This window comes from Enterobacter mori (genome assembly GCF_025244905.1).
In the GTDB taxonomy this organism is placed as follows: domain Bacteria; phylum Pseudomonadota; class Gammaproteobacteria; order Enterobacterales; family Enterobacteriaceae; genus Enterobacter; species Enterobacter mori_A.
In genome coordinates this window covers 1,686,576-1,702,571 of record NZ_CP104285.1, presented here as the reverse complement: position 1 = coordinate 1,702,571, position 15,996 = coordinate 1,686,576, and the positions used below count along the sequence as shown (strand labels likewise).

Genomic DNA, 15,996 nt, shown 5'->3' with positions numbered 1-15,996 from the left:
AGCTCGCTGGCTCAGGGATTAAGCAAATGAAAGAACCCGCTTTTCACTTTGCGTGCTTATCCTGGAGACAGGGTGTCGGTCTTGGTGTAGGGTTGGCTTCGAATGTAACCATTATGCGTCTTAGGGATAAGGCGATTAGTCTGAGAATGTACTGAGTTATATGAGCACAACACCCGTACAACGTGAATATTTCCTCGACTCGATCCGGGCATGGCTGATGCTATTGGGGATCCCATTTCACATTTCATTGATCTATTCGAGCCACACGTGGCACGTAAACAGCCAAATGCCCTCCTGGTGGCTGACGCTGTTTAATGACTTCATACACGCCTTCCGTATGCAGGTGTTTTTTGTCATATCCGGCTACTTCTCTTATATGCTGTTTTTGCGCTACCCGCTTAAGCGATGGTGGAAGGTGCGCGTTGAGCGCGTCGGCATACCGATGCTCACCGCCATCCCGCTGTTGACGCTGCCGCAATTCATTATGCTGCAGTATGTGAAAGGCAAAGCGGAAAATTGGTCTAACCTGTCGCTGTATGAAAAATACAATACGCTGGTCTGGGAGCTGGTTTCACACCTTTGGTTCCTGCTGGTTCTGGTGGTTCTTACCACTGTCAGTCTGGTCATCTTTAGCCGTCTGCGCCGTCATTTAAGCGCGACGTCAGAGACTTTCTTTGCCAACATAACGCTCGGTAAACTGTCCCTGCTCTTTTTGGTGCTGGGGATTCTCTACGCGGCCATCAGACGCACGCTGTTCATAGTCTATCCCCCCATCCTGAGCGACGGGCTGTTTAATTTCGTGGTGATGCAGTCGCTGTTCTATATTCCTTTCTTCCTGGTGGGAGCGCTGGCGTTTGTCTATCCGCAGTTAAAAGCGCTGTTTACCCAACCGTCGCCCTGGTGTGCCGTCGGTGCTGCTCTTGCCTTCGTGGCCTATCTTCTCAATCAGCGCTACGGCAGCGGTGATGCGTGGATGTACGAAACGGAGAGTGTCATTACCATGCTGCTCGGCTTGTGGATGGTGAACGTGGTGTTTGCCCTCGGTCATCGCCTGCTGAACTTTAAATCCAGTCGCGTCACCTATTTCGTCAACGCGTCACTGTTCATTTATCTGGTGCATCACCCGTTGACGCTGTTCTTCGGCGCTTACATCACCCCGCATATTGCTTCCAACACGCTGGGCTTCTTCACCGGGCTGGTCTTCGTGATCGGGATTGCCGTCGTGCTGTACGAGATCCACTTGCGTATCCCGCTACTGCGGTTCCTCTTCTCCGGAAAACCACAGGTTAAAGCGTGATCAAAAAAGCGGCGCCAATACGGCGCCGCTTTTGTATCAGCCGTCCAGTTCTTCTCCCCGCTGGGTCAGAAGTCTCTGGTAGAGATGCGTGGTTTCTTCGTCGAAACAGACAAAGATGACCTTTTCCGGCATGGGCTTCAGGGAAAGGTAGTGGTACACGGTATTCACCGCAATGGTCGCGGCAGCCGCTTTGGGATAGCCATAAACACCGGTGCTGATGGCAGGAAACGCCAGGGTTTTATAGCCATTGTCCGCAGCGAGGCGCAGGCAGTTACGGTAAGCATCCTCAAGGATCCGTGCCTCGTGGTGATCGCCCCCCTGCCACACCGGTCCCACGGCGTGAATAACGGCTTTGGCGGGCAGATCCCCTGCCAGCGTAATCACGGCATGCCCCGGCGGGCATTCCCCCTGTTGTTGACGTACGGCCTTACAGGCTTCAAGCAATTGCGGTCCCGCAGCGCGATGAATGGCACCATCCACGCCGCCTCCCCCCAGCAAAGATGAATTCGCTGCATTGACGATCACATCAACATGTAACGTTGTGATATCGCCGTGAATAATGTCGATTTGCGGTCTCATACATTCCCCCTGCTACCCGCCTTTTTCTTAAGTGTATCGCAGAGGGGAGGGTCAGAAAAAACTATCGTTTAAAACGGCTAGCGATATTCCACCTTAACAACGGCCAGCGTTTTTTCAGGATTGAGATACTGCATACTCACGGTTGTCAGCCCTGGATAGGCCGAGCGCCCATTCAGTGCATCCTCATAGCTGACCGTTCGGGTCTGAATACGGTTATTTTCGGGGCAGGACATCACAAACTGACGATGTTGAGGGGTAATCTCACAGGGATCGGCAACAATGGCACCACGGAAATGGATAACACCGCCTTCAACAATCGTTGCTGAAAATGCGGGTGTCATATAAACCGAGGCGATCAGGCTAAAACCTGAGATGAGCAGAGCGGTAGATTTGGTCACAAGTTGTACTCCTCAAAATAAATCATCCTTGAGGGGTAAAAGCGCTCCAGTATGACAACGCGATATCAGGTAATTGAACAGCGAAACATGTTCAGCTCCTGATAACATCATAGTTACACCTTTCAACTCCCGCCACATTCCCAAACCATTGATTTTGTGAATGATTAAAGCGAGCGCTCTGCCGGCGACCATTGTTGTGATAAATGCAGCGATTTTCCGTCAGAGACGGTGACCGTAATTTTCACCGTATCCCCTGTGCCAATATTTAAACTCAATCTCATTAAATCAATCGTCTGATTAGCGGGTATAGAGAAGGTGTTTTGCTGGCGTGAGGTACTTTGTCCTCCCTCCCCCTGGCGAACGGACAAAATTTGAACCTGGCAATCACACGCGTGCGTCAGGGTGACCTGAGGAATAATGGTGGTCATATTTCCCTGCTGCGATGTTTTAAAGGTTATTTGGCTGGAAAGCGCAGCAAGGAGTATTAACGTATTCATGATGAACTCCCGAAAAAAAACAGGGCAAATGCCCTGTTTTTTTGTAGCACAGATTTGAAATCAGTACTGATGTGCGGTCGCATTGTTGCCAAAGCCGACCTGATGGACGGTAACAGTTGATCCAGATGCTGTCTGGTCCACTGCCGCGCCGTTGCCGCCGCCAAACTGTTTGACGTTGATAACGGAGTCTTTGCTGTTCCACTGGTCAATGGTTGCGCTGTTACCAAAGCCTTTTTGCAGCAGATCGATGCTGCTATCATCAGAACCTTGTCCAACATCAGCGCCGTTACCGCCGCCATGTTGGGTAATGGTCAGATCAGAATCTCTGGCATCCGTTTGCAGAGCAAGCGCAGAGTTGCCGCCACCATACTGGTAAATGCTCAGGGTTGAGTCAGGGCCACTATTACCGCCACCGTGGCCATGACCACCGCCAAACTGAGGTACCGCACCTGCGAAAGCACTGCCAGAAACGATGATTGCTGCAATTGCTGCCACTTTAAAAAGTTTCATGGTAAACCCCCATCGGATTGATTAAGTCGCCACAACGCCCTAACGTTGAATAACGCGAATGGCCATTTGTGACTGTCTCTGCACTACAACTGCTGTTTTCTGCGTACCATACTGCGTAATACTCGCTCTGTTAGCCGACCCTTTTTGGATAATCATTGCGGTATTACCAAACGCTTCTTGCTTAATACTCGCGTCATTACCGTTTCCATCCTGATCGATATAAGCAAGATTGTATGTTCCTGATTGATCAACCTTCGCTCTATTGCCTCCACCCTCCTGAGAGACAACGGACAGTAATTTAGAACCATCCTGACGAATATCAGTATTATTACCTGCACCTTGTTGACCAATAATGGCTGCCTGATTATAGGAAGACTTACTTAATTCATTAACCGCAAAATTATATTCAGAACCGGCTAAGTCCGAACCGCCTGCGGTTACAAATCCAGGCACACCCAGTAATGTAAACATCATAAATAACGTTCTGTTTTTCATGTTGTCACCCTGGACCTGGCTATACACAAAATAACGTCTCTTCATGCATAAACGCGAATCGTTTTGTTGTTAACGCCGCGTTACGAAAAAGAGTATGTCCGCCGAAACAATTTAAATATCTCACCCGCGCGGCTTATTTTAATTAATGACTTCACCTCAAAGTATTAATTCCGGTAAAAATACGCTGACAGACGTTAGGTTTAGCGGGAGAAAAAAAATCGTCTCTCGCCGATGCTGTACAATGGCAGGTTTCTTGTCCAGCCTTACGCGACCTGGCTTCACCACACCTGAGCGAGACAATTTGAAAACCTTGTCACACAGAGCGAGTTTTCTTAAGAAGGAATGCCCTGATGAGAGAAGGCTTAGTTTTCTTATGTATCTCATACCTTTCACCGGTGAGGTTAGAATTATAAATCAACCTATTTTTCATGAAGTTAAAATTATTTGTATGATTTTTAAAATGTGTGCAGTGTTATTCTCATGTACAACTTTTATCTTAAACAAAAACTAATTTATTACTCCAAATACACAATTTAATATTGAATTTTACATTTAGTTACATGATTAACACTTGCTTTAACGTTTGTAATAGCTAGATTGAAAACAGTAGTAAGTCATTTTATTTTTATTTCCATCCTCCTCTGGAGGAATGGTTTGATTCTACACACAGCAGTGCCACATCTGTCAGTGCTTCTGGTATTCCTTATCTATTAAAAAGGGATAGCTGCCAGGTGTCATAAATAAAGTGGGGTTTCATCATGTTTAATGAAGTCCATAGTTTACATGGTCATACATTATTGTTGATCACCAAACCTTCTTTACAAGCGACAGCATTATTGCAGCATTTAAAGCAATCTCTTTCATTGAACGGGAAATTGCATAATATTCAACGTTCTTTTGATGACATTGCACCTGGCAGTATCATTCTTCTCGATATGATGGAAGCGGATAAAAAGCTGATCCATTACTGGCAAGATAACTTAAGCAGGAAAAACAATAATATCCGCGTGTTATTATTGAATACCCCTGATGAGTATCCTTTTAGAGATATTGAAAGCTGGCCGCATATCAATGGCGTGTTCTACGTCACTGAAGAAGAGAATCGTGTTGTGGAAGGCTTGCAGGGCATATTGCGAGGCGAATGCTATTTCTCGCAAAAGCTTGCCAGCTACCTCATTACACACTCCGGAAATTATCGCTACAACAGTACAGAGTCTGCACTGCTGACGCATCGTGAGAAAGAGATCCTGAACAAGTTGCGCATTGGTGCTTCAAACATTGAAATCGCCCGTTCGTTATTTATCAGCGAAAATACGGTCAAGACGCATCTTTATAATCTTTTCAAGAAGATAGCTGTTAAAAACCGGACTCAGGCAGTTTCATGGGCAAACGATAACCTCAGGCGTTAATAGCATGAAACGCACGTTGAGTTGGATTGCTGCAGCAGGTTTCCTGCTTGCGGCCGGGAACCTCCAGGCAGTGGAAGTTGAGGTTCCCGGATTGTTAACCGACCACACCGTTACATCCATTGGGCACGATTTCTACCGAGCCTTCAGCGATAAATGGGAAAGTGACTACACCGGTAACTTAACAATCAACGAACGGCCCAGTGCGCGGTGGGGAAGCTGGATCACAATAACAGCCAATCAGGATGTTATTTACCAGACCTTCCTGTTCCCCACCAAAAGAGACTTCGATCAGAACGTCGCTTTTGCCCTGGCACAAACAGAAGAAGCTATTAATCGTCTGCAGTTAGATAAAGCCCTGCTGAGTACAGGCGATTTAGCAAAAGATGAGTTCTAGCAACGATACTTATTTCGGAGGCTGTAATGCGTCTCGCACACACAGTGATTTCGTTAATGCTCATTGCACCACTAAGCTGGGCCGGGAATATGACCTTCCAGTTCCGCAACCCTAATTTTGGCGGCAACCCGAACAACGGGGCATTCATGCTTAACGAAGCCCAGGCTCAAAACTCTTACAAAGACCCAAGCTTTGACGACGATTTCGGTATCGAAACCCCGTCAGCGCTGGATAACTTCACCCAGGCCATCCAGTCGCAAATATTAGGTGGCTTACTAACCAATATTAATACCGGTAAACCCGGCCGCATGGTGACTAACGACTTTATTGTCGATATCGCCAACAAAGATGGGCAGCTTCAGTTGAACGTAACGGATCGCAAAACCGGAAAAACATCGACAATCCAGGTGTCGGGTTTGCAAACCAGTTCGACTGATTTTTAAACAACCTCAAAATAAGGACAATTATCATGCAGCGCTTTTTGATCATTGTTGCAGTGTGCTTATTGAGCGGTTGTTTAACTGCTCCCCCCAAAGAAGCCGCTAAGCCAACATTAATGCCTCGGGCACAAAGCTACCGCGATTTAACCCATCTGCCGACACCAACCGGTAAGATATTTGTCTCGGTCTATAACATTCAGGATGAAACAGGACAGTTCAAACCGTATCCGGCAAGTAACTTCTCTACGGCCGTGCCGCAGAGTGCAACCGCCATGCTGGTCACTGCCCTGAAGGATTCACGCTGGTTTATCCCCCTGGAACGCCAGGGATTGCAAAACCTGCTGAATGAACGAAAAATCATCCGCGCCGCACAGGAAAATGGAACCGTTGGCGTGAATAATCGTATGCCACTTCAGTCGCTTACCGCGGCCAATATCATGGTGGAAGGCTCGATTATTGGTTACGAAAGTAACGTGAAATCGGGGGGGGCTGGCGCGCGTTACTTCGGTATCGGTGCTGACACCCAGTATCAACTCGACCAGATTGCCGTCAACCTGCGCGTGGTTAACGTGAGCACGGGTGAGATCTTATCCTCCGTGAACACCAGCAAAACCATTCTCTCGTATGAAGTTCAGGCCGGGGTATTCCGCTTTATCGACTATCAGCGTTTGCTGGAGGGTGAAATTGGGTATACCTCTAACGAACCGGTGATGTTGTGTCTGATGTCGGCTATCGAAACCGGGGTGATCTTCCTGATTAACGATGGTATCGATCGCGGGCTGTGGGATCTGCAGAACAAATCAGAGGCGCAAAACCCGGTACTGGTAAAATACCGCGATATGTCGGTGCCGCCGGAATCCTGATCGAAAGCGCATAAAAAAGGCGAGATCCCTGTCTCGCCTTTTTTTATTCACTCACCGCAGTGATGTTTTGCGCTTTTTCTCGCCGCGCTGCCAGCCACAGGCCGCTGTTTTTCATGGCATAACCGAAAAGAAGTCCCAGTGCCAGCGAGGGAACGACCAGCTTCCAGTCCCCCTGCCCTGCAAAGGTCGCGCAGGCCCCCATGAACGTTCCCGGTACGAACGACAACAGCAAATGCTTTGCCTGGACACACATTAAAAATGCGACCACGCCCGTCATGACATAGCCCAGAATCTCCAGGTGCGGCGCCAGCGCGCTGCCCTTCATGATCACCAGCGCCCAAATCACACCGCTCATCAGGGTACATCCGGAGATGAATAGCCCTTTTACCCCGCCCTGCGGGCAGGCGAAATAGGCTGTGCAGCCGAGGAACCCGGCCCAGCTGAGCAATCCGAGAGACACGGCTACCCATCCCCAGATACCGGAGAGAATGCCTGTTGTCAGTGCAATACAAAGTAATATGTTCATGGCGCGCATCTTAGCAGAAGCGCGCCATAGAAATGCGATCAAAAGCACATTACGTGCAAGTTGAAATGTATCGTTGCAGAATTTTTGTGATCAAAATCACTCTTCATTTTCTTCTTCGAGCTCATCCCACATCGCCGCAATCGCATCACGCGTCAGCGGTGCCAGCGTTCTCCAGAATGGCGAGGTGGCATGGGCTTCGACTTTACCCAGGAACGTCCCCACCCACGGCAGCAGGTACGTGTCGAACAGGGTTTCGATGGCTTCATTCTCGTCATCACCGGCGTTGTCTTCGAGCCATGAGGCCGCAAGCAGCAGCGTACCGATGTGATCGGCTGGCGTATCGCTCAGCGGCATCCCGCGCTCGGAGAGAAACGCACGCACTTCTGCTTCCGTCGCCCCTTCCTGCCAGGCAGAACGGTACGGCGAAACACGGCACTCTTCACCGACGAACAGCGCATTGTAATCCGTTGAAATCTGCTGCATGTCGCAGCTTTTTTGCAGACGTTCCAGCAAATCATCCTGTTCCAGCGGCCAGTTCTGCGCCAGCTTACCTTCACGGATCAGCGTGAAAAGCGGAACCAACAGCGGGTCTTGCGGCTGGCGATAATAGAGCGTACCCAGCACGCGGCAAAGGATGGAGAACTCGTTCATTTTTTATTCCATTACACAATTAAAGATCGGCAAATTCGGCAATCGGTTCCATTCCGCGCGACTCGAGGAAATCGAGCATGCGGCGTGGCGTCACGTTCAGGATTTGCGCTTCCGGGAAACCAACGTCATTTAATACTTTCATACACTCACTGAAATCACCCAGCGTAAACGCGGTATGAGAATCGGACCCCAGCGCCACCATTCCCCCCGCATCACGCACGGCGGCAGCCACTTCGCGACAGTTGGCTTCACTGCCCTTACGCGAATGAACAAACGAAGAGTTGTTAATCTCCAGCGCCACGCGGTGTTTCGCTGCCGCCTGCGCGACAGCCTGAATATCAATCGGATACTTCGGGTTACCGGGGTGGCTAATAATGTGCACATTGCCGCTGGCAATGGTGGCAATCATCGCCGCGGTGTTGGTGTCTTTATCCTGAGGTGCAAAGACCGGCTCATGGAAACCGGCAAGAATAAGGTCAAGAGAGGTCACCATTGGGCCGGTGCAGTCGATCTCACCGTCGATATTTTTGATGTTCGCCTCAATGCCGCGCAGTATCCCAATACCGTCCACCAGACGTGGCCAAATCCGCATATTCACAAAATGCCAGTAATGCGGCGCATCCGCCATATCCGGGCCATGATCGGTAATCGCAAAAAGCTTGATGCCCTTGAGCTTTGCCTGAGCGATATAATCATGGAGGTTACTATACGCGTGGGTGCTGGCGACGGTGTGCATATGCAGGTCTACGGGATACATCTTTCTCTCCTCTGCGGTTTTTCCAAAGGATAGCAGTTATCAGCGGCGAATATTAGCAAAAACCCGGCGAACGCCGGGTTTCCGTTAGTAGCCTCGTTGTCTGTCGACCTGTCCGGTCACCGGGTTGCCCTTTTCCATTTCGCTGATGGTATGCGATATATACGCCACCGCTTCTGCCGGACGCGTCACGGCAGCCACATGTGGCGTCATCGCCACGCGCGGGTGCGCCCACAGCGGGCTTTCCGCGGGCAGCGGCTCACGGCTATAGACATCCAGCATGGCGCCTTTTAGCTTTCCGCTGTCCAGCGCCTTCAGCAGATCGCCTTCCACGACATGGACCCCGCGAGCAAGGTTCATTAAATAGCTCTGCGCGGCTAACTGGTTCAGGAGGGTGCTATTGATAATGCCCACCGTTTCGGCGGTATTCGGCAACAGGTTGATAAGCACGCGTGTCCCTTTCAGGAATGCAGGAAGCTCATCCGTTCCGGCAAAACTCTCAACGCCCGGATAATCCTTACGGCTGCGGCTCCAGCAGCGCAGCGGGAAGCCCCACGGGGCAAGTGCTTCTGCCACTTTTGAGCCGAGCACACCTGCGCCAAGGATCCCGACGGTAAAATCTTCATGTCGATAATCCGGCAGCGGCTCCCAGTGGGCCTGCTGTTTAAAGGCCTGATAATCGTCGAAGCGGCGGAACCAGTGCAGCACCTGGCTCACGGCATATTCCTGCATCTGCTGACCCATTCCGGTATCTTCGAGACGGAACAGCGGTATATTTTCCGGCAGCATTTCTGGATGCGCTTTCAGTTTACTGAGGATCGAATCAACACCCGCGCCCAGGGCGAAAACCGCCTTCAGCTTGCGGCCCTGCAGCATCTCAACCGGCGGGTGCCAGACCAGCGCATAGTCGGCATGTTCATTATCGCCACGCTTCCACTCGCGTACGCGTGCGCCGGGCAGCGCCGCCGTAAGTGCGTCAATCCAGTAAGCGGTATCAAATGTAGGGTGATAGAAGAGAATATCCATGTTTATTCCTGCCTTTTATTGCGCTGTTTTGTTTTCATTTTCAAGTGGATTGCCAGCATAACAAATTTATCTGGAAATCGCGTTGTTGATAAAAGAGACGCTTTGTGCACATTTAGGAGTCAGGTTGCTTGAAGTTTGTCTAAACACGCTAAATTACTGAAAAAGTGGGTTGACGGCAGTTCGGCTTTTCCTTACATTAGCGCCCGTCCCGACGACAACGGGATGACAATATGGTGAGGTGTCCGAGTGGCTGAAGGAGCACGCCTGGAAAGTGTGTATACGGCAACGTATCGGGGGTTCGAATCCCCCCCTCACCGCCATATTTGAGATGAGAGCTCGTACGAAAGTACGGGCTTTTTTCTTTTATTTTCTCCGAAAAGGGGGGGATGAGAATCCCCGACCGGGGTTCGACAACTGGCGACAGCCAGTTGGACAGACTGAGAGCGCAGCGAACAGGCTGCCCGCAGGGCGAGCGAAGCGAGTCAATCCCCCCCCTCACCGCCATATTTGAGATGAGAGCTCGTACGAAAGTACGGGCTTTTTTCTTTTGGATCGCACCTGGGGATTCGAACCTTGAGACTCCCTGCGCTCTTTATGTCGGGTGGCGCTGCGCTTACCCGACCTACAAAAACTACTCTTCAACCATCCGCGCATACTCTTCGGTCAGAAAATCCACCAGCGTCCTGACCGATGGCAGCATGCCGCGCCGCGAAGGATAAACCGCGTGAATCACTTCCCGTCGGGGTTCCCACGCGTCCAGCACCCGTACCAGTTCCCCTGACGCAAGCTGATCCTTCACCATCAATATCGGCAACTGCACAACGCCCAGGCCTGCCATCGCCGCTTCCCTCAGTGCCAGCATGTCGGTGGTAATAAAGCGCGGTGCATAGTGGATCTCCGCTTTCGCCCCCTCTGGACCACTGAGTTCCCATTTATGCACCTGTTTACCGGCCCCCATACTTAAACCGGGCCATTCACTGAGCTCGGAAGGCATTCGAGGTTTACCCATACGTTCAATCAACTGCGGACTCACCACCAGGCAATGCCCCCTGTCAGCCAGCACCCTTAAGACCAGATCGCTGTCATCAAACGGACGCGGACGCACGCGGATCGCCACATCAATGCCTTCGCCAACAAGATCGACCCGTCGATTGGTGGCCTCAAGCTGGAGATGAATCCCGGGGTAGCGCACCATAAACCGCGCCAGCATCGGTCCCACGTGGACGTGCAGTAACGTGACGGGACAGGTGATTCTGACGACGCCGCGCGGCTCAGCCTGCAGCGCAGCAACGGCCTCCTCTGCCGCTTCTGCTTCTATCAGCATTGCCTTACAGTGCTGATAGAAAGTCTGCCCCACTTCCGTCACCGTAAACTGCCGCGTAGTGCGCTGTATCAACCGCACGCCAAGCCGCTCTTCCAGCTGCGCGATCCTGCGGCTCAGTTTGGACTTGGGTTGGTCGAGCGCCCTTCCCGCCGCCGCAAAGCCACCGTAGTCCACTACCTTCACAAACCAGACGAAGTCATTGAGATCCTGCATAAATCCTCATCGTTCCATTTTCAGAACAGTGAATGCCATTTTCACTATCTACCGGGATATTAACCCTGAATATAAGCTAATTACATCAACAGAACATCAGGAGTTAATCATGAAAAACGTAACAGGCGTTTATACCGCTCCCCGCCAGCACTGGGTTGGCGATGGTTTCCCGGTTCGTTCGATGTTTTCTTATCAAACCCACGGCGAGCCGCTGAGTCCGTTCCTGCTGCTGGACTACGCGGGTCCGCACACCTTTCCGGCAGATGGGGCGAAACGCGGCGTAGGCCAACATCCTCATCGAGGTTTTGAAACGGTCACCATCGTCTATTCCGGTGAAGTGGAGCATCGCGACTCCACGGGTAAAGGTGGCGTCATTGGCCCGGGCGACGTGCAGTGGATGACGGCAGGTGCAGGCATCCTGCACGAGGAGTTCCACTCCAGCGCGTTCTCGCAGAAAGGCGGCGAACTGAAAATGATGCAGCTTTGGGTCAACCTGCCAGCCAAAGACAAAATGGCGACGCCGGGCTACCAGAGCATCACCAAAAGCGACATCCCGGTTGTGGCACTACCGGACAACAGCGGAACAGTGCGGGTTATCGCCGGACGCTACAACGATATTACCGGCCCTGCGCATACCTTTTCGCCGCTGAACGTCTGGGATCTCGCCCTTAATCAGGGAAGCCATCTTACGCTCACTCAGCCGGAGGGCTGGAGCACGGCGCTGGTAGTGCTGGAAGGTCGCGTTACGGTGAACGGCACTGCTCAGGCAGGAGAAGCCCAGTTAGTGGTGCTGAGTCAGGAAGGTGACAAATTGCACCTGGAGGCAAGCAGCGATGCCAAAGTGCTGCTGATGGCCGGAGCGCCGCTCAATGAACCCATTGTCGGCTATGGCCCGTTTGTGATGAACACTAAAACCGAGATCGCGGAAGCTATTCGTGATTTCAATTCCGGCCGCTTCGGCCAGCTCTGAACGTAATAAAGGAGAAGAACATGTCTACACCTGCGAATTTTAATGGAACCCGTCCGGTCATCGATGTGAACGATGCTGTGATGCTCCTTATCGATCACCAGAGCGGTCTGTTCCAGACCGTCGGTGATATGCCAATGCCGGAACTGCGTGCTCGTGCGGCAGCGCTGGCAAAAATCGCTACCCTGGCGAAAATCCCGGTGATCACTACGGCGTCCGTTCCACAGGGGCCGAACGGACCGCTGATCCCGGAGATCCACGCTAACGCACCGCATGCGCAGTATGTTGCCCGCAAAGGTGAAATCAACGCCTGGGACAACCCGGAGTTTGTTGAGGCGGTAAAAGCCACCGGACGCAAGACGTTGATCATTGCGGGCACCATTACCAGCGTTTGCATGGCCTTCCCGTCGATCAGCGCGGTGGCGGACGGGTATAAGGTGTTTGCGGTGATTGATGCCTCCGGTACCTACAGCAAAATGGCGCAGGAGATCACCCTGGCGCGCGTGGTGCAGGCCGGTGTGGTGCCAATGGATACGGCGGCTGTGGCCTCCGAGATCCAGCGTACCTGGAACCGTGAAGATGCGGCGGAGTGGGCGGAAGTGTACACCCACATCTTCCCGGCTTACCAGCTGCTGATCGAAAGCTACGGCAAAGCACAGGAAGTGGTGAAAAACAGCGAAGTGCTCGATTCACAGCGTTAATAACCCGTGCTGCGACAAGAGCTGATTAAGGCTTAACCGAACGCACACGAATACAGAAAATCTGCTTGACCGTTTTAGCGCAACTCCCTATAGTAGCGCCCCGTTGCCCCCAAGCGGTCAGGCAGCAAAACAATATGGTGAGGTGTCCGAGTGGCTGAAGGAGCACGCCTGGAAAGTGTGTATACGGCAACGTATCGGGGGTTCGAATCCCCCCCTCACCGCCATATTTAAAGAAGAGCTCGCATGAAAATGCGGGCTTTTTTTTCGCATGTAGCACGCATGCGTTATTGTAGGTCGGGTAAGCGCAGCGCCACCCGACAAAAAGCCCGCACAAAAAACAAAGCCCGGTTTCCCGGGCCTTGAACACAACAACAAACTCAATAATACGCTTGCAGCGTGCGCTGACACAGCGCAGAGCGCACGCAGTCATCTTTAGTGAAGCGTACCACCCCAATCATCTCATCTTCCTCAAAACGTGACATGGCGTCGCTCAATCCGGATTTCACGCCGGACGGCAGGTCACACTGGGTAATATCGCCGTTAACGATAACCGTCACATTCTCCCCGAGGCGCGTTAAAAACATCTTCATTTGCGCAGCGGTCACGTTCTGAGCCTCGTCAAGAATGACGACCGCATTTTCAAATGTACGTCCGCGCATATAGGCGAACGGCGCGATTTCCACCTTACCAATCTCTGGTCGCAGGCAGTACTGCATAAAGGATGCACCCAATCGCTTCACCAGCACGTCATAAACGGGCCTGAAGTATGGGGCAAACTTCTCCGAAATATCTCCGGGCAAGAAGCCGAGATCTTCATCAGCCTGCAGTACCGGACGGGTAACAATAATGCGCTCCACGTCCTTATGGATCAGCGCTTCCGCCGCTTTGGCTGCACTAATCCAGGTTTTCCCGCATCCGGCTTCACCGGTTGCAAAGATGAGCTGTTTACTCTCGATAGCATTCAGGTAGTGCGCCTGAGCCTCATTGCGCGCAACAATTGGAGAATTATCACGGCTGTCTCGGGCCATGCCAATTGCTTCTACGCCACTCATCTGCACAAGCGAGGTGACCGATTCTTCTTCACGCTGTTTATGGCTACGTGAATCCCGTCTCAGCACACGTTTTGCTTCGCGACGAGCTTTGATCACTGCTTTTTGTCTTCCCATGGATAGCACCTTGAGTTGTTGGTATTCATCACACGCGCCAGCGTCGGCACGATTATGCGCACGAACATCAGAGGGTTGGCTTCCTTGTAAGCCATTGCTTGCTTTACCGGATGACGATACAGAATAGCTACGCGCACCAGTCTGCACGTCGGTGGAATCAGATTCTTGAGGTGAAGGGGAGAATTTAGTGGTGAGGAAATCGCTGCCGGAGTCTGAGCCTCCGCGCCGGGTGCTGCGGTTGTTATGTTTACCTTGTCCAGTACAGGACGCAACCATTCGCGATCTCCATAGTGATTCAGCATCACTGCCGGGAACTACCGCTGTCTTATCTTAAGTACATCAGGAGTTATCATAAATGCAACATTTATTTTACCTGAATGCAACTTTTAAGACTGCACCTTCAGTGAATTCAGTCTTATATAGAAATATTACAGAAATATAACAAGAAGATAGTCATATGAAAAAATAATGTCCCCGCGAACTATCGCAGGGACGATTATCAGGCTTCGATCAGCCCTTGAGCGAGGTACGCGTTCCGCTCACGCGCGCCTGGCAGGGCAAAGAAATAACCGCCGCCGATGGGCTTAATGTACTCTTCCAGCGCTTCGCCGTTTAACCGCTTTTGCACCGTCAGGAAACCTTTCTCCAGATCGTGCTGATAGCAGACAAACAGCAGACCCATATCAAGCTGACCGGAGTTGGTCACGCCTAACGAGTAGCTGTATCCACGACGCATCATCAGGCTCGACTGCGTCTCACTGGTGCGCGGGTTGGCAAGGCGAATATGGCTGTCGAGAGCGATGACATCACCATCCGGATCGCTCGCATAGTCAGGCACATCATGCTCGTGCTTCATGCCCAGCGGTGCCCCGCTCTGCTTGTCGCGGCCAAAAATGGTCTGCTGCTCTTTCAGCGGCGTGCGGTCCCAGAACTCCACGTGGAACTGAATAATGCGCACCGCCTGATAGCTGCCGCCAACGGCCCACGCCGGTTCCCCCTGATCGGCCGTCACCCATACCACGTCTTTCATCAGCGCCGCATCGCTGCTGTCCGGGTTGGCCGTGCCGTCTTTAAAGCCCAGCAGGTTAACCGGCGTCTCTTTGCCTTTGCTGCGGGCAGCATGGTCAGAGATAAACCCTTCCCGCTTCCAGCGAACGCTCAGTAGATCCGGCGTGTGCTTGATGATATCGCGCAGGGCGTGGATCACCGTATCCTGGGTATTGGCGCAAATCTGCAGGAGCAGATCGCCGTGGCACAGCGCCGCGTCGAGGGAGTCGTTCGGAAAGCGCGTCATTTTTTGCAGCGCTTTCGGCTTTTGTTTTGCCAGGCCGTAGCGGTCATCAAACAGCGACTCTCCCACCGACACGGTAATGGTCAGGTTATCCGGGGCGATAAATGCCCCGAGAATACCGGAGTCCATCGGCGGCATACGCGGATTTGGCGTTTCCGGTGCCGGACCGCCCGCGGTGAGAAACGCAATACGCGTTGTCAGCAGGCGGAACAGACGCACCAGATCGGTCTTATCGCTGGCCAGCGAATCAAACGCCACCAGCATCATGGAGGCCTGCTGCGGCGTCAGAATGCCCGCCTGATGTTCGCCATAAAACGGCTGCGTCTCCATGCGCGCATCCGGCGACAGCGTGCCGGGGGCACTCTGCGGTTTAGCCGCATGCACCACCGGGCAGCCGCCTGCCAGGGCAAGCGCGCCGCCAAGCGCCCCTACCCCTTTTAACAAACGACGTCGGGAAGGTTCCGCCACGTCGTGCTCGTCATGCTCGTTCATCGT

The 15,996-nt window shown here is 52.1% G+C and carries 19 protein-coding genes, 2 tRNA genes and 1 other RNA gene; 10 read left to right on the top strand and 12 right to left on the bottom strand.

The window, feature by feature from the left end; translation table 11 throughout:
- Window positions 1-160: 160 nt before the first annotated feature.
- Complete coding sequence (mdoC, locus tag N2K86_RS07990) at window positions 161-1,297, top strand: glucans biosynthesis protein MdoC (RefSeq protein WP_260661080.1); 1,137 nt, start codon at window positions 161-163, stop codon at window positions 1,295-1,297.
- Window positions 1,298-1,333: 36 nt separating this feature from the next.
- Here mdoC and ymdB read toward each other — a convergent pair whose 3' ends face one another.
- From ymdB to csgB, 5 genes are all read right to left on the bottom strand, one after another.
- Window positions 1,334-1,876, bottom strand: a complete 543-nt coding sequence (gene ymdB / locus N2K86_RS07985; protein WP_260661078.1) for an O-acetyl-ADP-ribose deacetylase — start codon at window positions 1,874-1,876, stop codon at window positions 1,334-1,336.
- A gap of 77 nt (window positions 1,877-1,953) precedes the next feature.
- Window positions 1,954-2,274 (bottom strand): type 1 fimbrial protein, encoded by a 321-nt coding sequence (locus N2K86_RS07980; RefSeq protein ID WP_260661077.1) that lies wholly within the window; start codon window positions 2,272-2,274, stop codon window positions 1,954-1,956.
- Between the two features lie 164 nt (window positions 2,275-2,438).
- On the bottom strand, window positions 2,439-2,771 hold the full coding sequence (csgC, locus tag N2K86_RS07975; RefSeq protein WP_238459505.1) for a curli assembly chaperone CsgC: 333 nt from the start codon (window positions 2,769-2,771) through the stop codon (window positions 2,439-2,441).
- A gap of 60 nt (window positions 2,772-2,831) precedes the next feature.
- Window positions 2,832-3,281 (bottom strand): curli major subunit CsgA, encoded by a 450-nt coding sequence (csgA, locus tag N2K86_RS07970; protein WP_260661076.1) that lies wholly within the window; start codon window positions 3,279-3,281, stop codon window positions 2,832-2,834.
- A 39-nt stretch (window positions 3,282-3,320) separates the two neighbouring features.
- Window positions 3,321-3,776, bottom strand: a complete 456-nt coding sequence (gene csgB, locus N2K86_RS07965) for a curli minor subunit CsgB (protein ID WP_260661075.1) — start codon at window positions 3,774-3,776, stop codon at window positions 3,321-3,323.
- A 758-nt stretch (window positions 3,777-4,534) separates the two neighbouring features.
- Between csgB and csgD the strand changes: the two genes are divergently transcribed.
- Genes csgD through csgG form a run of 4 tightly spaced genes read left to right on the top strand, consistent with a single transcriptional unit; the run spans window position 4,535 to window position 6,882 of the window.
- The gene (csgD, locus tag N2K86_RS07960) at window positions 4,535-5,185 is read left to right on the top strand and encodes a biofilm master transcriptional regulator CsgD (protein ID WP_010429571.1); all 651 of its coding nucleotides are present in this window, start codon (window positions 4,535-4,537) and stop codon (window positions 5,183-5,185) included.
- A gap of 4 nt (window positions 5,186-5,189) precedes the next feature.
- Window positions 5,190-5,579, top strand: coding sequence for a curli production assembly/transport protein CsgE (csgE, locus tag N2K86_RS07955; protein WP_260661074.1), 390 nt, complete (start codon window positions 5,190-5,192; stop codon window positions 5,577-5,579).
- A 26-nt stretch (window positions 5,580-5,605) separates the two neighbouring features.
- Entirely contained in the window at window positions 5,606-6,022 is a 417-nt protein-coding gene (gene csgF, locus N2K86_RS07950) for a curli production assembly/transport protein CsgF (protein WP_010429564.1), read from the top strand.
- 26 nt (window positions 6,023-6,048) lie between these two features.
- On the top strand, window positions 6,049-6,882 hold the full coding sequence (gene csgG / locus N2K86_RS07945; protein WP_010429561.1) for a curli production assembly/transport protein CsgG: 834 nt from the start codon (window positions 6,049-6,051) through the stop codon (window positions 6,880-6,882).
- Between the two features lie 43 nt (window positions 6,883-6,925).
- Here csgG and N2K86_RS07940 read toward each other — a convergent pair whose 3' ends face one another.
- From N2K86_RS07940 to ghrA, 4 genes are all read right to left on the bottom strand, one after another.
- Window positions 6,926-7,408 (bottom strand): DUF1097 domain-containing protein, encoded by a 483-nt coding sequence (locus N2K86_RS07940; protein ID WP_143350036.1) that lies wholly within the window; start codon window positions 7,406-7,408, stop codon window positions 6,926-6,928.
- A 96-nt stretch (window positions 7,409-7,504) separates the two neighbouring features.
- Entirely contained in the window at window positions 7,505-8,059 is a 555-nt protein-coding gene (locus N2K86_RS07935) for a TorD/DmsD family molecular chaperone (protein ID WP_260661073.1), read from the bottom strand.
- Between the two features lie 19 nt (window positions 8,060-8,078).
- On the bottom strand, window positions 8,079-8,816 hold the full coding sequence (locus N2K86_RS07930; protein WP_260661072.1) for a phosphatase: 738 nt from the start codon (window positions 8,814-8,816) through the stop codon (window positions 8,079-8,081).
- Between the two features lie 84 nt (window positions 8,817-8,900).
- On the bottom strand, window positions 8,901-9,839 hold the full coding sequence (gene ghrA, locus N2K86_RS07925; protein ID WP_260661071.1) for a glyoxylate/hydroxypyruvate reductase GhrA: 939 nt from the start codon (window positions 9,837-9,839) through the stop codon (window positions 8,901-8,903).
- Window positions 9,840-10,071: 232 nt separating this feature from the next.
- Between ghrA and N2K86_RS07920 the strand changes: the two genes are divergently transcribed.
- Both N2K86_RS07920 and N2K86_RS07915 read left to right on the top strand, forming a co-directional pair.
- A tRNA-Ser gene (locus N2K86_RS07920) sits at window positions 10,072-10,159 on the top strand.
- A 45-nt stretch (window positions 10,160-10,204) separates the two neighbouring features.
- A non-coding RNA gene (locus tag N2K86_RS07915) (RtT sRNA) lies at window positions 10,205-10,343 on the top strand.
- A gap of 127 nt (window positions 10,344-10,470) precedes the next feature.
- On the opposite strand, the gene N2K86_RS07910 is transcribed toward N2K86_RS07915, so the two are convergent.
- Window positions 10,471-11,376, bottom strand: a complete 906-nt coding sequence (locus N2K86_RS07910) for a LysR family transcriptional regulator (RefSeq protein ID WP_260661070.1) — start codon at window positions 11,374-11,376, stop codon at window positions 10,471-10,473.
- 109 nt (window positions 11,377-11,485) lie between these two features.
- On the opposite strand from N2K86_RS07910, the gene N2K86_RS07905 reads away from it, so the two are divergent.
- The 3 genes from N2K86_RS07905 to N2K86_RS07895 all read left to right on the top strand — a co-directional run bounded on the left by N2K86_RS07905 (window position 11,486) and on the right by N2K86_RS07895 (window position 13,268).
- Window positions 11,486-12,346 carry a pirin family protein gene (locus N2K86_RS07905; protein ID WP_260661069.1) on the top strand — a complete coding sequence of 287 codons (861 nt, stop codon included), beginning with the start codon at window positions 11,486-11,488 and terminating at the stop codon, window positions 12,344-12,346.
- Window positions 12,347-12,366: 20 nt separating this feature from the next.
- Complete coding sequence (locus N2K86_RS07900) at window positions 12,367-13,044, top strand: isochorismatase family protein (RefSeq protein WP_260661068.1); 678 nt, start codon at window positions 12,367-12,369, stop codon at window positions 13,042-13,044.
- Window positions 13,045-13,180: 136 nt separating this feature from the next.
- Window positions 13,181-13,268: transfer RNA gene (locus tag N2K86_RS07895), tRNA-Ser, on the top strand.
- Between the two features lie 153 nt (window positions 13,269-13,421).
- On the opposite strand, the gene phoH is transcribed toward N2K86_RS07895, so the two are convergent.
- On the bottom strand, window positions 13,422-14,210 hold the full coding sequence (gene phoH / locus N2K86_RS07890) for a phosphate starvation-inducible protein PhoH (protein WP_008503509.1): 789 nt from the start codon (window positions 14,208-14,210) through the stop codon (window positions 13,422-13,424).
- Between the two features lie 499 nt (window positions 14,211-14,709).
- On the bottom strand, window positions 14,710-15,993 hold the full coding sequence (efeB, locus tag N2K86_RS07885) for an iron uptake transporter deferrochelatase/peroxidase subunit (protein WP_260661067.1): 1,284 nt from the start codon (window positions 15,991-15,993) through the stop codon (window positions 14,710-14,712).
- Between the last annotated feature and the right edge of the window lie 3 nt (window positions 15,994-15,996).

Excerpts from the sequence above, each read along its gene's own strand:
- mdoC (WP_260661080.1), top strand. The coding sequence starts at position 161 with ATGAGCACAACACCCGTACAACGTGAATATTTCCTCGACTCGATCCGG.
- ymdB (WP_260661078.1), bottom strand. The coding sequence starts at position 1,876 with ATGAGACCGCAAATCGACATTATTCACGGCGATATCACAACGTTACAT.
- csgC (WP_238459505.1), bottom strand. The coding sequence starts at position 2,771 with ATGAATACGTTAATACTCCTTGCTGCGCTTTCCAGCCAAATAACCTTT.
- csgA (WP_260661076.1), bottom strand. The coding sequence starts at position 3,281 with ATGAAACTTTTTAAAGTGGCAGCAATTGCAGCAATCATCGTTTCTGGC.
- csgB (WP_260661075.1), bottom strand. The coding sequence starts at position 3,776 with ATGAAAAACAGAACGTTATTTATGATGTTTACATTACTGGGTGTGCCT.
- csgD (WP_010429571.1), top strand. The coding sequence starts at position 4,535 with ATGTTTAATGAAGTCCATAGTTTACATGGTCATACATTATTGTTGATC.
- csgE (WP_260661074.1), top strand. The coding sequence starts at position 5,190 with ATGAAACGCACGTTGAGTTGGATTGCTGCAGCAGGTTTCCTGCTTGCG.
- csgF (WP_010429564.1), top strand. The coding sequence starts at position 5,606 with ATGCGTCTCGCACACACAGTGATTTCGTTAATGCTCATTGCACCACTA.
- csgG (WP_010429561.1), top strand. The coding sequence starts at position 6,049 with ATGCAGCGCTTTTTGATCATTGTTGCAGTGTGCTTATTGAGCGGTTGT.
- N2K86_RS07940 (WP_143350036.1), bottom strand. The coding sequence starts at position 7,408 with ATGAACATATTACTTTGTATTGCACTGACAACAGGCATTCTCTCCGGT.
- N2K86_RS07935 (WP_260661073.1), bottom strand. The coding sequence starts at position 8,059 with ATGAACGAGTTCTCCATCCTTTGCCGCGTGCTGGGTACGCTCTATTAT.
- N2K86_RS07930 (WP_260661072.1), bottom strand. The coding sequence starts at position 8,816 with ATGTATCCCGTAGACCTGCATATGCACACCGTCGCCAGCACCCACGCG.
- ghrA (WP_260661071.1), bottom strand. The coding sequence starts at position 9,839 with ATGGATATTCTCTTCTATCACCCTACATTTGATACCGCTTACTGGATT.
- N2K86_RS07910 (WP_260661070.1), bottom strand. The coding sequence starts at position 11,376 with ATGCAGGATCTCAATGACTTCGTCTGGTTTGTGAAGGTAGTGGACTAC.
- N2K86_RS07905 (WP_260661069.1), top strand. The coding sequence starts at position 11,486 with ATGAAAAACGTAACAGGCGTTTATACCGCTCCCCGCCAGCACTGGGTT.
- N2K86_RS07900 (WP_260661068.1), top strand. The coding sequence starts at position 12,367 with ATGTCTACACCTGCGAATTTTAATGGAACCCGTCCGGTCATCGATGTG.
- phoH (WP_008503509.1), bottom strand. The coding sequence starts at position 14,210 with ATGGGAAGACAAAAAGCAGTGATCAAAGCTCGTCGCGAAGCAAAACGT.
- efeB (WP_260661067.1), bottom strand. The coding sequence starts at position 15,993 with ATGAACGAGCATGACGAGCACGACGTGGCGGAACCTTCCCGACGTCGT.